The organism is Streptomyces sp. NPDC055287, assembly GCF_053646035.1.
The window spans coordinates 632613-649984 of the sequence record NZ_JBSHNE010000002.1; the positions used below are offsets into that span (position 1 = coordinate 632613).

A 17372-nucleotide genomic window follows, 5' to 3' on the forward strand; every position below is an offset into this window, starting at 1 on the left:
TTAGAGTGAAGTTCTAAACTTTTTGGAGGTGTGTCGGCGTGCGACTGACCCCGACGGAACGCGATCGGCTGCTGCTGTTCGGAGCCGCCGAGCTGGCGCGTGCGCGCCGGGCGCGCGGGCTGCGGCTCAACGTGCCGGAGGCGACCGCGCTCATCGCGGACACGGTCTGCGAGGCCGCCCGTGACGGGCGGCGGCTCGCGGAGGCGATCGAGGCGGCACGGTCCGTGCTCGGCCCCGACGACGTGCTGCCGGGCGTGGCCGATGTGGTGACCGAAGTGCATGTGGAAGCCGTATTCGACGACGGCTCTCGGCTCGCGGTCGTGTCGTCCCCGATCGGCGGCGGCGCGCTGGGCGACGACGCCCCGGGCGCGGTCCTGCCCGGCCCCGCGGACGCGGAGCCGGAGCCGGCGGTGCGGCTGACCGTACGCAACACGGCGACCGTCCCCGTCAGCGTCACCTCCCACTTCCACTTCTTCGAGGCGAACCCGCGCCTCGACTTCGACCGCTCGGCGGCATACGGCATGCGGTTGTGCGTCCCCGCCGGGTCCTCCGTCCGCTTCGACGCGGGCGACGAGGCCGAGATCGGCCTCGTCCCGATCGGCGGCGCCCGGATCGCGATCGGTTTCGCGGGCCTGGTCGACGGCCCGCTGGACGCGCCCGGCGCGAAGGACGAGGCCCTGCGCAGGGCCGCGGCCTGCGGTTATCTGGGAGCACAGCCCGAAGGAGGAGCTGAGGCATGAGCATCGATCCGCACGAGTACGCGGCTGTCCACGGCCCCCGCGCCGGAGACCGGGTCAGGCTCGGCGACTCCGGGCTGACCGTGCGCGTCGAGTCCGACGCGCAGAAGCCGGGTGAGGAGTTCCTCGCGGGCTTCGGCAAGACGGCCCGCGACGGGCTGCACCTCAAGGCCGCCGCCGTGCGCGAGACCTGCGACATCGTGATCAGCAACGTGCTGGTCATCGACGTGGCGCAGGGCATCCGCAAGGTGTCGATCGGCATCAAGGAAGGCCGGATCCACGCGATCGGGCGGGCCGGCAACCCGGACACCCTCGACGGCGTGGACGTCGTCGTCGGCACCGGTACGTCGATCGTCTCCGGCGAGGGCCTGATCGCGACGGCGGGCTCGGTCGACACGCACGTCCACCTGCTGTCGCCGCGCATCATGGAGGCCTCGCTGGCCTCCGGCGTGACGACGATCATCGGCCAGGAGTTCGGCCCGGTCTGGGGCGTCGGCGTGAACTCGCCGTGGGCCCTGCGCCACGCCTTCGGCGCCTTCGACGCCTGGCCCGTCAACATCGGCTTCCTCGCGCGCGGCTCGTCCTCCGACGCGGCCCCGCTGGTCGAGGCACTCGCCGAGGGCGGCGCGTCGGGCTTCAAGGTGCACGAGGACATGGGCGCGCACACCCGCGCCCTGGACACCGCGCTGCGCGTCGCCGAGGAGCACGACGTGCAGGTCGCCCTGCACAGCGACGGCCTGAACGAGTGCCTCTCGGTCGAGGACACCCTCTCCGTCCTCGAAGGCCGTACGATCCACGCCTTCCACATCGAGGGCTGCGGCGGCGGGCACGTCCCCAACGTCCTCAAGATGGCCGGCGTACGGAACGTCATCGGCTCCTCCACCAATCCCACGCTCCCCTTCGGGCGGGACGCGGTCGCCGAGCACTACGGCATGATCGTCTCCGTACACGACCTGAAGACCGACCTGCCCGGCGACGCCGCGATGGCGCGCGACCGGATCCGCGCGGGGACGATGGGCGCCGAGGACGTGCTGCACGACCTGGGCGCGATCGGCATCACCTCGTCCGACGCGCAGGGCATGGGGCGCGCGGGCGAGACCGTGCGCCGTACGTTCCAGATGGCCGGGAAGATGAAGGCCGAACTCGGCCCGATGGAGGGCGACGGCCCGGACGACGACAACGCCCGCGTCCTGCGCTACATGGCCAAGCTGACCATCAACCCCGCCATCGCCCACGGTCTCGCCCACGAGATCGGGTCGATCGAGGTCGGCAAGATGGCCGACATCGTGCTGTGGCGTCCGCAGTACTTCGGCGCGAAGCCGCAGATGGTGCTGAAGTCGGGCTTCCCGGCGTACGGCGTCACCGGCGACCCCAACGCCGCGACCGACACCTGCGAACCGCTCGTCCTCGGCCCCCTCTTCGGGGCGCACGGCGCGACGCCCGCCGAGATCTCGGTGGCCTTCGTCGCGCAGGCCGCCCTCGACCAGGGCAACGACCTGATGCCGACCCGCCGACGCCGCGTCGCCGTGCGGGGCACGCGGGGCATCGGCCCCGCGGACCTGCGCCTGAACTCCCGTATCGGACAGGTGGGGGTGGACGGACACAGCGGACTTGTCACGCTCGACGGCGACCCGCTCCGCTCGGAACCCGCCGACTCCGTCTCCCTCAACCGTCTCTACTTCCTGTAAGGACCCCCCATGACCTACCGCATGCCTGCCGAGTGGGCCCCGCACGACCGCACCTGGATGGCCTGGCCCGGCCCCAACGTCACTTTCTCCGACGAGGAGGAGCTCGCCGCCGCCCGCGCGGCGTGGGCGGGCGTCGCCCGCGCCGTGAGCGCCTACGAGCCGGTCACCGTGGTCTGCGGCCCCGGCCAGTCGGCGGACGCCCGCGAGCTGCTCGGCCCGGACATCGAGCTGGTCGAGCGGGAGCTCGACGACGCGTGGATGCGCGACATCGGCCCGACCTTCGTCAAGGACGACGAGACCGGTGAACTGGCCGCCGTGGACTGGGTGTTCAACGGCTGGGGCGCCCAGGACTGGGCGACCTGGGAACACGATTCGAAGATCGCCGGCATGATCGCCGATCTCACCGGTGTCCCCACGCTCTCCTCCCCGCTCGTCAACGAGGGCGGCGGCATCCACGTCGACGGTGAGGGCACGGTCCTGCTCACCGAGACCGTCCAGCTCGGCCCCGAGCGCAACCCGCAGTGGACCCGCGAGCAGGTCGAGGCCGAGATCCACGCCAAGCTCGGCACCACCAAGGCGATCTGGCTGCCGCGCGGTCTGACCACCGACTACCCGCCGCACGGGTTCGGCACCCTCGGCCACGTCGACATCGTCGCCGCGTTCGCCGGGCCCGGTGTCGTGCTGGTCCACACGCAGCCGGACCCGTCCCACCCCGACCACGAGCCGTGCAAGGCCAACGTCGAACTGCTGCGCGCGCAGACGGACGCCAAGGGCCGCCCGCTCAAGGTCATCGAGGTGCCCGCCCCCACCACGGTGCAGGTCGACGGCGACTGGGTCGACTACTCGTACATCAACCACTACCTCTGCAACGGCGGCGTCGTCCTGTGCGCCTTCGACGACCCGCGCGACGAGCAGGCGGCCGAGATCTTCCGCGGCCTCTTCCCCGACCGTACGGTCACCCTCGTCGACGCCCGCGAGATCTTCGCGGGCGGGGGCGGCATCCACTGCATCACCCAGCAGCAGCCCGCGACGCGCGCCTGATCGGGTAGAACATACGGGTGCCTCCTGTGAACGTCTGCGCCTCATGACCGAGCCCGCCAAGCCGCCGTCCCGGCGGCGCAACTCCGCCCCGCCCCGCGAGACGGTGCTCGCCGCCGCCATGGCGAGCATCGCCGAGCACGGGCTGGAGAAGCTGACCATGGCAGGGCTCGGCCGTGAGGTCGGGATGAGCAGCGGGCACCTGCTGTACTACTTCCGCAGCAAGGACGAGCTGCTCCTCCAGACGCTCGAATGGAGCGAGGAGCAACTCGGCATGGACCGCCGGGCCGCGCTCGCCCGCCAGGTCCCGGTCCGCGAGCGCCTCGACGCGTACGTCGACCTGTACGTGCCGACGGGGCCCCGCGATCCGCACTGGGCGCTGTGGCTCGAACTCTGGAACCGTTCGCACGCCGTCGACGAGGCGGCCAGGGACCGCCTCCTCGACATCGAGCTGTCCTGGCACCGCGATCTGGTGGCGCTGCTCGTCGAGGGCGCCTCGCGCGCCGAGCTGCGCACGGTGGTCGACGCCGACCGCTTCGCGACCCGGATACGGGCGCTGCTGGACGGCTTCAGTACACACGTGGCGATGGGGCTGCCGGGTTCGGAACGGTCCCAGGTCCTCACCCAGATCGGCGAGTTCCTCGACGAGACGCTCCACTGAAACCGGGCGCGGACGCATGTCCACACGTTCGGGTTGTACGTAATCGGACGGATTGACCCCGTGTCCGATGGTGCGCTTGTATCCCGTTGGGCTCATCAGCAGCACACACGGGGGAAAACAGCATGTCCATTGCCACACGGATCTCTCAGGTCTCGCGCATCTCGCGCGTCTCACGCATCGCTCTGGGCGCGGCGCTCGTCGCGGCCGTCACCGCGACCGCCCTGCCCGCCGCGGCGGAGCCGGCCGCTCCGCAGACCCGCCGTATCAGCGTCGCGCCGGACGGCGCCCAGGCGGACGACTCCTCGACCAGCCCGGCCGTGAGCGCCGACGGCCGCGTCGTCGCCTTCTCGTCGTACGCCTCCAACCTGGCGCCGGGGGACACCGCCCGTACCGACAATGTCTTCGTGCGCGACGCCCGCGACGGCAAGCTGAGGCGCGTCACGGTCGAGGGCGCCGCGTCGTCCGAGACGTCGACTCCCGCGCTCAGCTCCAGCGGCCGGTACCTCACGTTCAACGCGGACGACGGCACGCCCGGCGGATACTCCGTCCACGTGAGGGATTTGAGGACAGGGAAGACCGAGCGCGTGGCGCCCGCACTCGGTGACGGGTACGCCGTTTCGTACGGCACGGCCGCGATCAGCACCAACGGCCGCTACGTCGCCTTCTCGGCCCGCCCCACCAACGCCACCCCGGGCCCCGCCGACGACGGCTCCCGGGTCTACGTCCTGGACCGCAGGACGGGCAGGGCCGAGCGGATCAGTCACTCGCCGGACGACGCGACGGGCGCGCGGGGCTGCTCGGTGGGTTCCATCAGCGCGGACGGGAAGAAGGTCGCGTACCAGGACTCGTACGTCAACGGGCCGCGCGGCGACGACTGGGGCGACATCTACGTCTACGACCGCGCCACGAAGACGGAAGTGCACGCGGACGCCACGCACGACGGCGCCGCGGCCGACAAGGCCTCCACCACCCCGCTCCTGAGCGCCGACGGCTCGACGGTCGCCTTCAACTCCTACGCGACGAACCTCGTGCCGGGCACCGACCCCAACCGGGGCTGGAACCCGTTCGTCCGCGACCTGCGGACCGGCACGCTCAAGCGGATCGACGGCATCACGCCCACAGACGTCTCGGGGGCCGACGGGATCTCGGCGGACGGCACGAAGCTGCTGTTGTCCTCGTCGGGCTCGGTGGCCGGGCACTATCTGCGCGATCTGCGCACGGGCAAGGACGTCCTGGCGACGCCCGGCCTGGACGGCAAGCCGCGGGGCGCCGCCCCCGTGACGCTGAGCGCCGACGCGTCGACGGTGGCATTCGGGGGGTACGACGACGGGAACTTCGTGCCGGGTGACACCAACGGCGAGTCCGACGTCTTCGTGCGCCGCCTGCGCTGATACGTACGAGGTGGGGACCCGGCGCGGGGCGTGACCGGGACCGCGACGTACATGAGCGCGCCCGTGACCATGCGGGGGAGGCCCCGCACGATGCGGGCGGGGGCGGCACGATGCGGGCGGGCGGCGGACACGCCCGCCCGCATCGTGAGACGGGGATACCACGCCACGGCGAACGTGCCAGACTGCCCTCGTGTTCTCGTTCGCCGTGATTATGGGCAGCAGGCGCGCCGGTCCCCAGTGACCGCTTCCGTACCACCCCGTACGGCGCGGCCACCGTGCCCCAGACCCGCGCGCAGACCTCTCGCACCCGCGAGGGGTTTTTTCGTTTCCCGGCCCCATCACGGCCGGGGCGAGGCGCGCGCGATGATGGGGGCAAGTGGAGCCAGTCCTTCCACTCGACAGGAGTCCAGAAAGCCATGACCACTTCAGGCCCCGACGACAGTTTTCACGTCTTCGACACCACGCTGCGCGACGGCGCCCAGCGCGAAGGCATCAATCTGACGGTCGCCGACAAGCTGACCATCGCCCGGCACCTGGACGACTTCGGCGTGGGCTTCATCGAGGGCGGCTGGCCCGGCGCCAACCCGCGCGACACCGAGTTCTTCGCCCGCGCGAAGGCCGAGATCAAGTTCAAGAACGCGCAGCTCGTGGCCTTCGGCGCCACCCGTCGCCCCGGCGCCAGGGCCGAGGACGACCCGCAGGTCGCGGCCCTCCTGGACTCCGGCGCCCCCGTCGTCACCCTGGTCGCCAAGTCGCACGACCGCCACGTGGAACTGGCCCTGCGCACGACGCTCGACGAGAACATCGCGATGGTCCGCGACACGGTCTCGTACCTGCGCGCCCAGGGCCGCCGCGTCTTCGTCGACTGCGAGCACTTCTTCGACGGCTACCGCGCCAACCCCGAGTACGCCAAGTCCGTCGTACGGGCGGCCTCGGAGGCCGGAGCCGACGTCGTCATCCTCTGCGACACCAATGGCGGCATGCTCCCCGCCCAGATCCAGGCCGTCGTCGCCACCGTCCTCGCCGACACCGGCGCGCGCCTGGGCATCCACGCCCAGGACGACACGGGCTGCGCGGTCGCCAACACCCTGGCCGCGGTCGACGCGGGCGCCACCCACGTCCAGTGCACCGCCAACGGCTACGGCGAGCGGGTCGGCAACGCCAACCTCTTCCCCGTGGTCGCGGCCCTGGAACTCAAGTACGGCAAGCAGGTCCTCCCGTCCGGTGCGCTCGCCGAGATGACCCGCATCTCGCACGCCATCGCCGAGGTCGTCAATCTGACGCCCTCCACCCACCAGCCGTACGTCGGCGTCTCCGCCTTCGCACACAAGGCCGGCCTGCACGCCTCCGCGATCAAGGTCGACCCCGACCTGTACCAGCACATCGACCCGGGCCTGGTCGGCAACCGCATCCGGATGCTCGTCTCCGACATGGCCGGCCGCGCCTCCATCGAGCTCAAGGGCAAGGAACTCGGTGTCGACCTGGGCAACGACCGAGAGCTGGTCGGCCGCGTCGTCGCCCGCGTCAAGGAGCGCGAGCTCAAGGGGTACACGTACGAAGCGGCCGATGCCTCCTTCGAGCTCCTCCTGCGCGAGGAGGCCGAGGGCCGCGCCCTCAGTTACTTCCGCACGGAGTCCTGGCGGGCCATCGTCGAGGACCGCCCCGACGGCACCCACGCCAACGAGGCCACGGTGAAGCTGTGGGCCAAGGGCGAGCGCATCGTCGCCACGGCGGAGGGAAACGGTCCGGTCAACGCCCTGGACCGCGCGCTGCGGGTCGGCCTGGAGCGGATCTACCCGCAGCTCGCCAAGCTGGAGCTGATCGACTACAAGGTCCGCATCCTGGAGGGCACGCACGGCACCGAGTCCACGACCCGCGTGCTGATCACCACCGGCGACGGCGAGGGCGACTGGTCCACGGTCGGCGTCGGCGAGAACGTGATCGCGGCGTCCTGGCAGGCCCTGGAGGACGCGTACACGTACGGCCTGCTGAAGGCGGGCGTCGAGCCCGCCGAGTAGATTCCGGACCAGGGGGTGGCTGCCCCGGGAGTCACCCCCTTATCGGCAAACGCATCTGTCTTAATTTCCACCCTTTCGGGTACTTTTTAGGTATGAGGACCCGACTGTTCTCCACCCTGTCAGGGCTGCTGCTCTCGCTGGCGGCCACCGCACTCGCCGTGGCGCCGGGGGCGCAGGCTGCCACGGGCCTCGACGCTGTGGCGGATTCACTCCGCAACGGGCCGGTGTACGTCGATCAAGGCGCCCGTGACCAGCTGCCGCCCCGCGAGGCGGACGCTCTCGAGGAGAAGATCCTCGACGCGGACAAGCCGGTCTTCGTCGCCGTACTGCCGCAGAACGCGCAGTTCCCCGAGGACGGTCTGCTGGCGGAGCTGCGGACCAAGACCGGAATCACCGGCGTGTACGCCGTCAGGCTCGGCGACGGCTTCAACGCCGGCGCCGACCCGAGTGTGATGCCGCGTCAGGCGGTCGCCAACCTCACCGCCTCCGTCAAGCCGGCGGGCGGCAGTGACGCCGTCACCCAGCTGAACACCTTCGTCGACGACGCACTCGAGCAGACGCGGGGCAGCGCCCCCAGCGGCTGGGACGGCGCTGCGAGCGGGCCGTCCTCCGTCGTCGGTCTCGTGACGTTCGGTCTGGTGCTCGTCGCCGCTGTCGGCGGTGTGTTCCTGGTGGCGAAGCGCAACCGCAACAGGAGGGCGGCGCGTGAACGGGCCGCGCTGGAGAAGGTGCGCGTGGTGGTCGACGAGGACATCACCGCCTTCGGGGAGACCCTGGAGCGCCTCGACTTCCACCCCGCGGAACCGGGCGCCGACGACGCGATGCGCGCCGATTACGAGCGCGCCCTGGACGCGTACGAGAAGGCCAAGTCGGCCATGGTCAGAGCCACGAGGGCGGAGGACGCCCGCGGGGTCACCGAGGCGCTGGAGGACGGCCGGTTCTCACTCGCCGTACTCGCCGCGCGCCGCGAGGGCACTCCGCTGCCGGAACGCCGCCCACCCTGCTTCTTCGACCCGCGCCACGGCCCCTCGACGACCGACGTCGACTGGGCACCGGCCGGCGGATACTCGCGCGGGGTGCCGGTCTGCGCCGCGGACGCCACACGGCTGGCCGACGGCCAGGACCCGATGTCCCGCACGGTCGAGACGGCCGACGGCCGCCGTCCGTACTGGGAGGCGGGACCGGCGTACGCCCCGTGGATCGGCGGCTACTACGGCGGCGGCATCCTGCCCGGCCTGCTGATGGGCACGATGCTCGGCTCGATGCTCTCCACGCCCGCCTACGCGGACCCGGGCGCCGGGGGTTACGAGGGGGGCGACTTCTCCGGTGGCGACTTCAACTCCGGGGACTTCGGCGGCGGAGGCGACTTCGGCGGTGGCTTCGGGGGCGGCGACTTCGGCGGCGGCGGAGGCTTCTAGGCGCCCCGGCTTCCGGCTTCCGGCGCCCCGGCTTCCAGGCGCTCCTCCGGGCGGCCGGGCTGCCCGGACCTGACGGCTGCCCGGACCTGACGGGAGCCGGGCAGCCTGTGCCGGGTTGTCCCGGCCCTGAACGGGCCCGGACACATGCAGTCCCCGGTAGTCCGTCCCGGTCCCATGATTTCCAGCCGTCGCTGAAAGCCCTGAGTCCGAGAGGATCTGCCGGGGGCCTGGCCAGAGCCTGCAAGTGGGTCGTCACGCAAGTCGACGAACGTCTCCGTCAACCGTGCGGCTCGCTCCGGTTTCCTGGTGTAATAGGAATTTTCCTCCCGATTCGTCCCAAGTCAAGAGGCTGCCGGGTTTTCCTGAAGGAGAACGACCCAGCAGCCTCTCGGCCGGCCGGATCAGGCCTGCGCGGGTGCGCTCTTGATCGCGGAGATGTCGAAGGTCAGCTTGACCTTGTCGCTGACCATCACACCGCCGGTCTCCAGCGCCGCGTTCCAGGTCAGGCCCCAGTCGGACCGCAGGATCTCCGCGCTGCCCTCGAAGCCGACGCGCTCGTTGCCGTACACATCCGTCGCGGAGCCGTTGAACTCGAGGTCGATGGCCAGCGGCTTCGTGACGTCCTTGATGGTCAGGTCGCCCACGATCCGGTAGTCGTCACCGCCGAGCTGCTCCGCCGACGTGGAGCGGAAGGTCATGAGGGGGAACTGCTCCGCGTTGAAGAAGTCGCCGCTGCGCAGGTGGCCGTCGCGGTCGCCGATGCCGGTGTCGATGCTCTCGATCCTGACGTCGATCGCGGCCGCGGACCGGGACGGGTCCGAGCCGTTCAGGGTCAGCGTGCCCTCGTGGTCGGCGAAGCTGCCGCGGACGTTGGTGACCATGGCGTGGCGGACGGTGAAACCGATGCTGCTGTGCGCCGGGTCGATGGTGTAGTCGCCGGTCAGGGCGGCCAGGGCCGGGTCCACCTCGAGGGTGGCGGTCGCGGCCGGGGCGGTGGTGTTCCTGCGGTTGAACAGAGCCATGGCTCCTCCTCGGGTGGTGGGTGATCCGGTTGTTTAACCTTCAACGACATTAACTGTAGACCCATGTCGTTCAATTTTCAACATCTAGGTTCCGTGAATCCGCGATCCGGCCGTGACGACCTCTGGCGACGCGCGTAGAACTCGGGCACCATCTCCTTGCTCCACCTGCAGCACAGCTGTCCCGTACGACCCAAGGTCCAGCACGGTCACCAGCAGGAGGAAAACCTCGTGAGAACCCGTTCCGTCCTCACCGCACTCGCCCTCGTACTCGGCGCGCTCTTCGCGCCCGGCTTCGGTGTCGTCAGCGGCGCGACCGACGCGCACGCCGTCACCAAGATCAGCCACGCCACCGCCACCTCGATGTTCCGCTCGTCCGGAATCACCTGGTCGTCGTCGGGCGGCTGTTCCGACCGCAACAACCCGACGTGCACGTCGTTCGAGCAGCTCAACCTCGCGTCGGCGAAGGGTGCTCAGACCCTCAGGAGCGCAAGCGGCTGCGCCCTCAACATCACCGGCGGCACGGAGACCGGGCACGCCGGCGGCACGTACTCCCACTGGAACGGCTACAAGCTCGACTACGCGAAGTACACGTGCGTCGGGAACTACATCAAGAACACGTTCACCTACATCGGTGTGCGCGGCGACGGGGCGCCGCAGTGGAAGTCCGGGTCCGGGAACATCTACGCGGACGAGGGCAACCACTGGGACGTGACCTACTACAACTGCGGCGGCTGCTGAACCGGGCCGACCCGGCGAGACAACCTGATCGCGCTCCGGCTCATCTCTCCTCACAAGCCCGCGTCGCAGCGATGCGGGCTTGTGAACGAGGAGCTGTCGGAGCATGCCCAGCAATCCCGCACCTGCCCCCGGAACCACCCCCGCCGCCACCCGCAGGCGCCGCATCGACTATCCCCGCCGGGGGAGAAGCGGACTGCGCCGCTGGGTGCCGTCCTGGCGGCAGGTGGCGGGCGCGGTCCTGGGCGGTGCCGGCGCACTGGCCGGGCTCTTCACCGTCGCCTATCTGAGCGTCGGGATACCCGAGGCGAACGACGAGGCGGGCCGGCAGGCCACCATCTACTACTGGGCCGACGGGAGCCAGATGGTGAGCGTGGGCGCGGTCAACCGGCAGAACGTCACGCTGGCCGAGATACCCGACTCCGTTGAGCGCGCGGTCATCGCCGCCGAGAACGAGAGCTTCTACTCCGACTCGGGCGTCTCGGTCACCGGAATCGCCCGCGCGGCAGTCAGCGTGGCCGGTGGCGGTGAGACCCAGGGGGGCTCCACGATCACGCAACAGTACGTGAAGAACACCTACCTCTCGCAGGACCAGACGGCCGAGCGCAAGGTCAGGGAATTCTTCATCTCGCTCAAGCTCAGCAACCGCAACAGCAAGGCGGAGATCCTCCAGGGCTACCTCAACACCAGCTGGTTCGGGCGCGGCGCGTACGGAATCCAGGCCGCGGCGCACGCCTACTACGGCATTCCCGCCAAAGACCTCGACGCGAGCCAGGCAGCCGTGCTGGCCGCCCTCCTGAAGGGCGCCGAGGAGTACGACCCGGCGGGCGGCGACGGGAACCACGAACGCGCCGTCGACCGCTGGAGCTGGATCCTCGACCGGCAGGTGGAGACCGGGAAGATGTCCGAGGAGGAACGCGCCCGGTACGAGAAGTTCCCCGAACCCCGGAAGGCGTCGAAGCCGACCAGCCTGGGCGGCCAGACCGGCTATCTCGTCGACATCGCCAACAAGTACGTCAAGAAGCGCTCCGGCCTCACCGACAGAGACCTCGCACGCGGCGACTACCGCATCCACACCACCTTCGACAAGAACAAGGTGCGGCAGCTGGAGCGGGCGGTGCAGCGCGTCCGCGCGCGCGACCTCGACCCCGGCAAGCGCCCCGCGGACCGGCACGTCGAGATCGGGGCCGCCTCCGTGCGGCCCCGGGACGGCGCCGTGATCGCGGTGTACGGGGGAGCCGACGCGATCCGGCACTTCGCCAACAACGCCGACACCGCAGGAGTCCCCGCCGGTTCGGCGTTCAAGCCGTTCGTACTGGCCGCCGCCCTCCAGTACGGGACCCGCGACGGCCGGGTTCCGATCACCCTGGACAGCTCGTACGACAGTCTGGGCCGGCTCGTCACGGGCGGCCCGGTGCCGGTGCCCACCGAGGCGCCGGGCATGCCGGCAACCCGGCGGTGGACGCCGACGACCCCGCTGGGTGAGGCCTTGATCAAGTCCGCCAACGCCACGTTCGTGCAACTCGGCAGGGATGTCGGCCTCGAGAAGGTGAAGGAGATGGCGGTCGCCTCCGGACTGCGCGAGGAGAGCATGGCACGCCTGGAGAAGACCTTCCCCCTCGGTACGTCGACGCCCAGCGCGGTCAGGCTGGCGGCCGCGTACACGACGTTCAGCAACGGCGGCACCCGCGCCGAGCCCTACTCGGTGACCAAGGTGTTCCGGGGCGGCGCGCCGGTCGGCGGTTTCGACAAGCCGGCGGTGCGGCGCGTGATGGACGTTTCGGTGGCGCGTGACGTCAATAGCACACTGCACCCGATCGCCTGGCTCGCGATGGAGCGGGACAGGAAGGCCACGTACGAGAAGGGCCTGTACAAGGACGGCCCGTTGTACGGCGAAGCGTCGGCGGGGCGGACCGGCAACGGCGACCGGATGAAGTCGGCCTGGTTCATCGGCCACCACAGGGGGCTCACCACCGCCGTCACCATGTTCCGTACGAAGCCGGGCGCCCCCCAACTGCTGCCGATGCAGGGCGTCGGCGGTCCGGGCTCGGAGCGCGGCAACGTCTTTCCGCCCCGCATCTGGACCGCCTACGCCACCGCCCGGTAGCCCCGCGTCAGGACCCGACGGTCAGGGTGAAGCGCCGGGGGTTGCCGTCGTGCGCCGCCCCCGAGACGTCCGGCTGCCCGTCCGGTCGTACGTCGTCGTACGGGAAGGCGTAGCCGATCGGGGTGTTGGCGTGCACCACGCGCGCGAAGTGGTTGGTGGCCGGATCGCGGTAGTAGTCGGCGGCCGTGGCGCCGTTCGGCTGGTCCGGGTGTGTGAGGAGCGTCGTCCGGTTGAAGGCGGCGGAGAGCCTGGCGAGCAGGGCCTTCTTGTCGTCGGGGTCGCCCGGGTTGTTGGCGAACGGACCGTGATTGCAGGTGAAGACGTCACGCGAGGACGGCTTGGTGAAGCTGTGCCCGCCGGTGAAGGTCATGACGTCACCGCTGACGCGGCCGGTCCGCACGCCGCGCCCGCCCTGGAGGTCGATCCGCAGATCGGTGCTGCGGTACTTGTCCCAGACACGGTTGATGTAGCCGTCGAAGACGTTACGGAAGGGCATCTCGGCGGGGCGGTCGAAGAAGGGGGCCATCAGGTTCTGCGGGGAGATCACCCGCAGTACCTGGCCGCCCGAGCCGCGGATGACGAGCTTGTCCCAGGGCTGGCCGTCGCGGCCCTTCTGGGCCACGAGGGCGTCGGCGATCCGCTGGAGCGCGCCGGCCGGCAGGGGAGCGACGGTGTGGGTGGTGTCGCCGGTGAGCGTGAGACCTATGGGGAGGGCGGTCACCAGGTCGACGTAACTGATGTTGGCGTAGAGCTGCTGCGGATTGAAGGTGAACTCGGCGAACGACCAGGTTCGGCCGTAGTTGGCGTCGGTGGAGGTGGCGAAGGCCGGCTCGACCAGGGCGGGGCCCGGGTTCACGAAGAAGTCCAGCTTGCTGTCGCGCACGAAGTAGACGCGCGCGCCGAACATCTGCGGCAGGGTGAGCACGACCGGCCCCGCGCCCGCCGGGCGCAGCGGAATGGCGCAGTCGACGGGGAGCGGGGTCTGGGGCGCGGAGGGGGACTGCGGGTAGTAGACCCCGCCGCCTGGGCGCAGCAGGACCCAGCGGCCGGTGCCCTGCTCGTGGCCGGTGACGTAGGCGTTGACCGTACCGGGCAACGCCTTGTTCGCCAGGGCCAGTTCACAGGTGGGGGGCGCGGCGGCGGCGTGCGGGCTGAGAGCGCTTCCCCAGACGGGATAGGAGAGCGCTGTTGCGGCTGCGGCGGTGCCGGCAAGGAACGTTCTGCGGGATATCACGGGTGAACTCCTGCTGTTGTGGGGGGAGTTCTACTGTTGCGACGGCTGGGGCGGGCGTCAAGAGTTGTGTCTGAGAGCGCTCTCATAATCCTCGTCCACCGGGACCTGGACTCACGCGCGGCGGTGCAGGAGGCAAGCGCTTTCCACTAAGGCGCGCAAGACCATTGAACGCGCCGGACCCTCCGTGCTACACCATCGGTCAACGCAACCGGTCTAAACCACTTCCGCCCCGGAGGCTCCCGTGCCGCACTGGTCCCGCCGCACCTTCCTCGCCGCCGCGTCCGGCAGCGCACTCGGCCTCGCCCTCCCGGGCCCCGCGTCCGCGCGAGCGGCAGCCACGCGGTCCGCAGCCACGCAGCCCGCCGCCGCGCAATCCGCCCCCGGAGCGGACGAGTTCGACACGCTCCGCCTGCGCTGGGTCGAGCTCTCCCTCGGCACCGGCTTCGACGCCACCGCCGAGCCCTACGCCTCCCGGCTCGCGGAGACGGGCCGCCTCGCCGCCGGCTTCCGCGCCACCATGGCCCCGGCCGACACGTCCCTGTGGCCCGGCTACGCCTTCGACCCGCCCGCCGGCATCACCCAGAGCTACGGCCGCCTGTGGACCATGACCCAGGCCTACCTCCAGCCCGGCACCGGGCTCACCGCCGACGCCACCCTCCTCGCCGACATCATCAAGGGCCTCGACCACCTCTCCGCCCGCGTCTACAACCCCTCCACCACCCGCTACGGCAACTGGTGGGAGTGGCAGATCGGCAGCCCCCGCCTCCTCATGGACATAGCGGCCGCCCTCCACGACCAGCTCACCGACGCCCAGCGCCGGGCCGCCTGCGCGGCCGTCGACCACTTCATCCCCGACTCCGCGCTGAAGAACTACTCCGGCACGAGCACCGGCGCCAACCGCGTCGACCTCTGCCGGTCCGTCGCCCTGCGCGGTGTCCTCGGCCGCGACCCGGCCAAGATCGCCCTCGCCCGCGACGCGCTGTCGCCCGTCTTCCCGTACGTGACCAAGGGCGACGGCCTGTACGCCGACGGCTCCTTCGTCCAGCACACCTGGGTTGCCTACTCCGGTACGTACGGCCAGGTCATGCTCGACGGGCTGGGCAGGCTCTTCACCCTCCTCGCGGGCTCCACCTGGGCCGTCACCGACCCGAACCGCCAGATCATCCTCGACTCCGTCGAGAACGCCTACGCGCCTCTCATCTACAACGGCCTCATGATGGACAGCGTCAACGGCCGTGCCATCAGCCGCGGTTACCTCAAGAGCGACGACCGCAAGGTCATGCGCAGCGACCACTTCCACGGCCAGGGACTCATCGCCGCCGTCCCCTTGCTCGCGGGCGGCGCGTCGGCGGCGGAGCGCGAGCGCTGGACCGCGATCGTCAAGGGCTGGATCGAGCGCGACCGTACGACGCCGCTGCTCACCGCGCCGCAGTTCAACGTCGCCGACCTCTCCCGGCTGCACGCCGTCGCGGCGTCGCCCGTGCCCGCCGCCCCCGAGCCCGTCGCGCACAAGCTCTTCGCCTCCATGGACCGGGCCGTGCACCGGCGCCCCGGCTGGGCGGCAGGCCTCTCGATGGCCTCGGAGCGGATCTCGTACTACGAGTGCGGCAACGGCGAGAACCCGCGCGGCTGGCACACCGGCGCCGGAATGCTCTACTGGTGGCCGGGGGAGCGGGCGAACGGCCGGGACGATCAGTACACAGACTGGTTCTGGCCGACCGTGGACTTCTACCGCCTCCCGGGAACCACCGTGTCCACCAAGCGGCTCGCCGACAGGGCGGGCGGCGAGTGGGGCGCCCCCAAGCCCGCCGTGAAATGGGTCGGCGGCGCCACCGACGGCGAGTTCGCCGCCGTCGGCCAGCATCTCAAGGGCCTCGGCTCCACCCTCGAAGCCCGTAAGTCGTGGTTCTGCCTCGCCGATGCGGTCGTTTGTCTCGGCGCCGGCATCACCTCCACCGACGGCGTACCCGCCGAGACGATCGTGGACAACCGCATGCTCGGCGAAGGCGGTACGAACCCCCTCGCCGTCGACGACGGCCACGCCGCCCCCCGCTGGGCCCACCTCGAAGGCCATGGCGGCTGGGTCTTCCCCGGCACCGGCGGCGCGGACCTCAAGACGCTGCGCGAGGACCGCACCGGCTCCTGGAGCGACATCAACACCACCAGCACCACCGAGCGCCGCACCCGCCGCTACCAGACGCTTTGGTTCGACCACGGCACCGACCCGGTGGACGCCACGTACGCCTACCTCCTGATGCCGGGTGCGTCCCGTCGATCCGTCGCCGGCCGGGCGGCCGACACCGGCTGGCTGCGGACGCTCGCCAACACCCGCGCGGTCCAGGCGGTGGCGATCCGCTCCCTGGGCGTCACGGCCGCCAACTTCTGGCAGCCGGGCACGGTGGAGCGGCTGACGGCGACGGCCCCGGCGAGTGTGCTCGTACGCAAGAAGCGGCGCACCGCGACCCTCGCCGTCAGCGAGCCGACGCGCACCGGACAGCCCCTGGAGATCACCTGGGAGCACCGCGCCGTCCGCGTCACCTCGAAGGACCCGGGCGTCGAGGTGCTGTCCACCGGCCGTACGCTGAGGCTCCGCGTCACGCCGGGAACGGCCGGCGCGAGCCACCGCTGTGAGGTGGCTCTCAACTGAGGCTGCCGCCGCCCCTTGTCGGACCCCCACAATGATCGACGGCTCCGAGCTGGTACTTAGGCTGCATGGCCGGATGGTTCTGTCCATTGGTGACAGGAGAACGGGCCGGAGACTGTGAAGAGTCGACGGCCTGTTTTTCTTGTACTCCTCCGTAGGGTCGGTACATGACCGTTTTGGACGAGACGCCGCGCGAGCCCACCGACGCCCGTGGCCGGGTGGCCGAACTCCTCGCACTGCGCGAGCAGGCCCGCCGTGGCCCCAGTGAGCGGGCGACCGAGGCCCAGCACGCGAAGGGCAAGCTGACCGCCCGTGAGCGCATCGAGCTGCTGCTCGATGCGGGCACGTTCAAGGAGGTCGAGCAGCTGCGCCGGCACCGGGCGACCGGCTTCGGCCTGGAGGCCAGGAAGCCGTACACCGACGGTGTCATCACCGGCTGGGGCACGGTGGAGGGCCGTACGGTCTTCGTCTACGCGCACGACTTCCGGATCTTCGGCGGTGCGCTGGGCGAGGCCCACGCCACCAAGATCCACAAGATCATGGACATGGCGATCTCGGCCGGTGCGCCGCTGGTCTCCCTCAATGACGGCGCCGGTGCCCGTATCCAGGAGGGCGTTTCCGCGCTCGCGGGTTACGGCGGCATCTTCCAGCGCAACACGCGTGCCTCCGGTGTCATCCC

The 17372-nt window shown here is 70.7% G+C and carries 13 protein-coding genes; 11 read left to right on the top strand and 2 right to left on the bottom strand.

What is annotated here, in order from left to right; translation table 11 throughout:
- Nucleotides 1-38 precede the first annotated feature (38 nt).
- The 7 genes from ureA to ACWIHY_RS06155 all read left to right on the top strand — a co-directional run bounded on the left by ureA (nucleotide 39) and on the right by ACWIHY_RS06155 (nucleotide 8951).
- A complete protein-coding gene (ureA, locus tag ACWIHY_RS06125) occupies nucleotides 39-740 on the top strand; it encodes an urease subunit gamma (protein ID WP_454374390.1) in 702 nt (233 codons plus the stop codon).
- Nucleotides 737-2425, top strand: coding sequence for an urease subunit alpha (locus ACWIHY_RS06130; protein WP_454374391.1), 1689 nt, complete (start codon nucleotides 737-739; stop codon nucleotides 2423-2425). The genes ureA and ACWIHY_RS06130 overlap by 4 nt, the downstream gene beginning before the upstream one ends.
- Before the next feature lie 9 nt (nucleotides 2426-2434).
- On the top strand, nucleotides 2435-3466 hold the full coding sequence (locus tag ACWIHY_RS06135; protein ID WP_454374392.1) for an agmatine deiminase family protein: 1032 nt from the start codon (nucleotides 2435-2437) through the stop codon (nucleotides 3464-3466).
- Nucleotides 3467-3509: 43 nt separating this feature from the next.
- The gene (locus ACWIHY_RS06140; protein ID WP_454374393.1) at nucleotides 3510-4124 is read left to right on the top strand and encodes a TetR/AcrR family transcriptional regulator; all 615 of its coding nucleotides are present in this window, start codon (nucleotides 3510-3512) and stop codon (nucleotides 4122-4124) included.
- 122 nt (nucleotides 4125-4246) lie between these two features.
- Nucleotides 4247-5515, top strand: coding sequence for a TolB family protein (locus tag ACWIHY_RS06145; RefSeq protein ID WP_454374394.1), 1269 nt, complete (start codon nucleotides 4247-4249; stop codon nucleotides 5513-5515).
- 416 nt (nucleotides 5516-5931) lie between these two features.
- The gene (gene cimA / locus ACWIHY_RS06150; protein WP_454374395.1) at nucleotides 5932-7533 is read left to right on the top strand and encodes a citramalate synthase; all 1602 of its coding nucleotides are present in this window, start codon (nucleotides 5932-5934) and stop codon (nucleotides 7531-7533) included.
- A 92-nt stretch (nucleotides 7534-7625) separates the two neighbouring features.
- On the top strand, nucleotides 7626-8951 hold the full coding sequence (locus ACWIHY_RS06155; protein ID WP_454374396.1) for a hypothetical protein: 1326 nt from the start codon (nucleotides 7626-7628) through the stop codon (nucleotides 8949-8951).
- Nucleotides 8952-9352: 401 nt separating this feature from the next.
- On the opposite strand, the gene ACWIHY_RS06160 is transcribed toward ACWIHY_RS06155, so the two are convergent.
- On the bottom strand, nucleotides 9353-9973 hold the full coding sequence (locus tag ACWIHY_RS06160) for a YceI family protein (RefSeq protein WP_454374397.1): 621 nt from the start codon (nucleotides 9971-9973) through the stop codon (nucleotides 9353-9355).
- A 228-nt stretch (nucleotides 9974-10201) separates the two neighbouring features.
- Here ACWIHY_RS06160 and ACWIHY_RS06165 point away from each other — a divergent pair, with 228 nt between their 5' ends.
- Nucleotides 10202-10711: a hypothetical protein gene (locus ACWIHY_RS06165; RefSeq protein WP_454374398.1), complete on the top strand. Its 510-nt coding sequence runs from the start codon at nucleotides 10202-10204 to the stop codon at nucleotides 10709-10711.
- 103 nt (nucleotides 10712-10814) lie between these two features.
- Entirely contained in the window at nucleotides 10815-12815 is a 2001-nt protein-coding gene (locus ACWIHY_RS06170; RefSeq protein WP_454374399.1) for a transglycosylase domain-containing protein, read from the top strand.
- A gap of 7 nt (nucleotides 12816-12822) precedes the next feature.
- On the opposite strand, the gene ACWIHY_RS06175 is transcribed toward ACWIHY_RS06170, so the two are convergent.
- Entirely contained in the window at nucleotides 12823-14049 is a 1227-nt protein-coding gene (locus ACWIHY_RS06175) for a glycoside hydrolase family 64 protein (RefSeq protein ID WP_454374400.1), read from the bottom strand.
- A 241-nt stretch (nucleotides 14050-14290) separates the two neighbouring features.
- Between ACWIHY_RS06175 and ACWIHY_RS06180 the strand changes: the two genes are divergently transcribed.
- Complete coding sequence (locus tag ACWIHY_RS06180; RefSeq protein WP_454374401.1) at nucleotides 14291-16696, top strand: polysaccharide lyase 8 family protein; 2406 nt, start codon at nucleotides 14291-14293, stop codon at nucleotides 16694-16696.
- Between the two features lie 164 nt (nucleotides 16697-16860).
- A partial coding sequence (locus tag ACWIHY_RS06185) for a carboxyl transferase domain-containing protein (protein ID WP_454374402.1) occupies nucleotides 16861-17372 on the top strand: 512 nt, incomplete at its 3' end.

Excerpts from the sequence above, each read along its gene's own strand:
- ACWIHY_RS06130 (WP_454374391.1), top strand. The coding sequence starts at position 737 with ATGAGCATCGATCCGCACGAGTACGCGGCTGTCCACGGCCCCCGCGCC.
- ACWIHY_RS06160 (WP_454374397.1), bottom strand. The coding sequence starts at position 9,973 with ATGGCTCTGTTCAACCGCAGGAACACCACCGCCCCGGCCGCGACCGCC.
- ACWIHY_RS06145 (WP_454374394.1), top strand. The coding sequence starts at position 4,247 with ATGTCCATTGCCACACGGATCTCTCAGGTCTCGCGCATCTCGCGCGTC.
- ACWIHY_RS06135 (WP_454374392.1), top strand. The coding sequence starts at position 2,435 with ATGACCTACCGCATGCCTGCCGAGTGGGCCCCGCACGACCGCACCTGG.
- cimA (WP_454374395.1), top strand. The coding sequence starts at position 5,932 with ATGACCACTTCAGGCCCCGACGACAGTTTTCACGTCTTCGACACCACG.
- ACWIHY_RS06155 (WP_454374396.1), top strand. The coding sequence starts at position 7,626 with ATGAGGACCCGACTGTTCTCCACCCTGTCAGGGCTGCTGCTCTCGCTG.
- ACWIHY_RS06140 (WP_454374393.1), top strand. The coding sequence starts at position 3,510 with ATGACCGAGCCCGCCAAGCCGCCGTCCCGGCGGCGCAACTCCGCCCCG.
- ACWIHY_RS06170 (WP_454374399.1), top strand. The coding sequence starts at position 10,815 with ATGCCCAGCAATCCCGCACCTGCCCCCGGAACCACCCCCGCCGCCACC.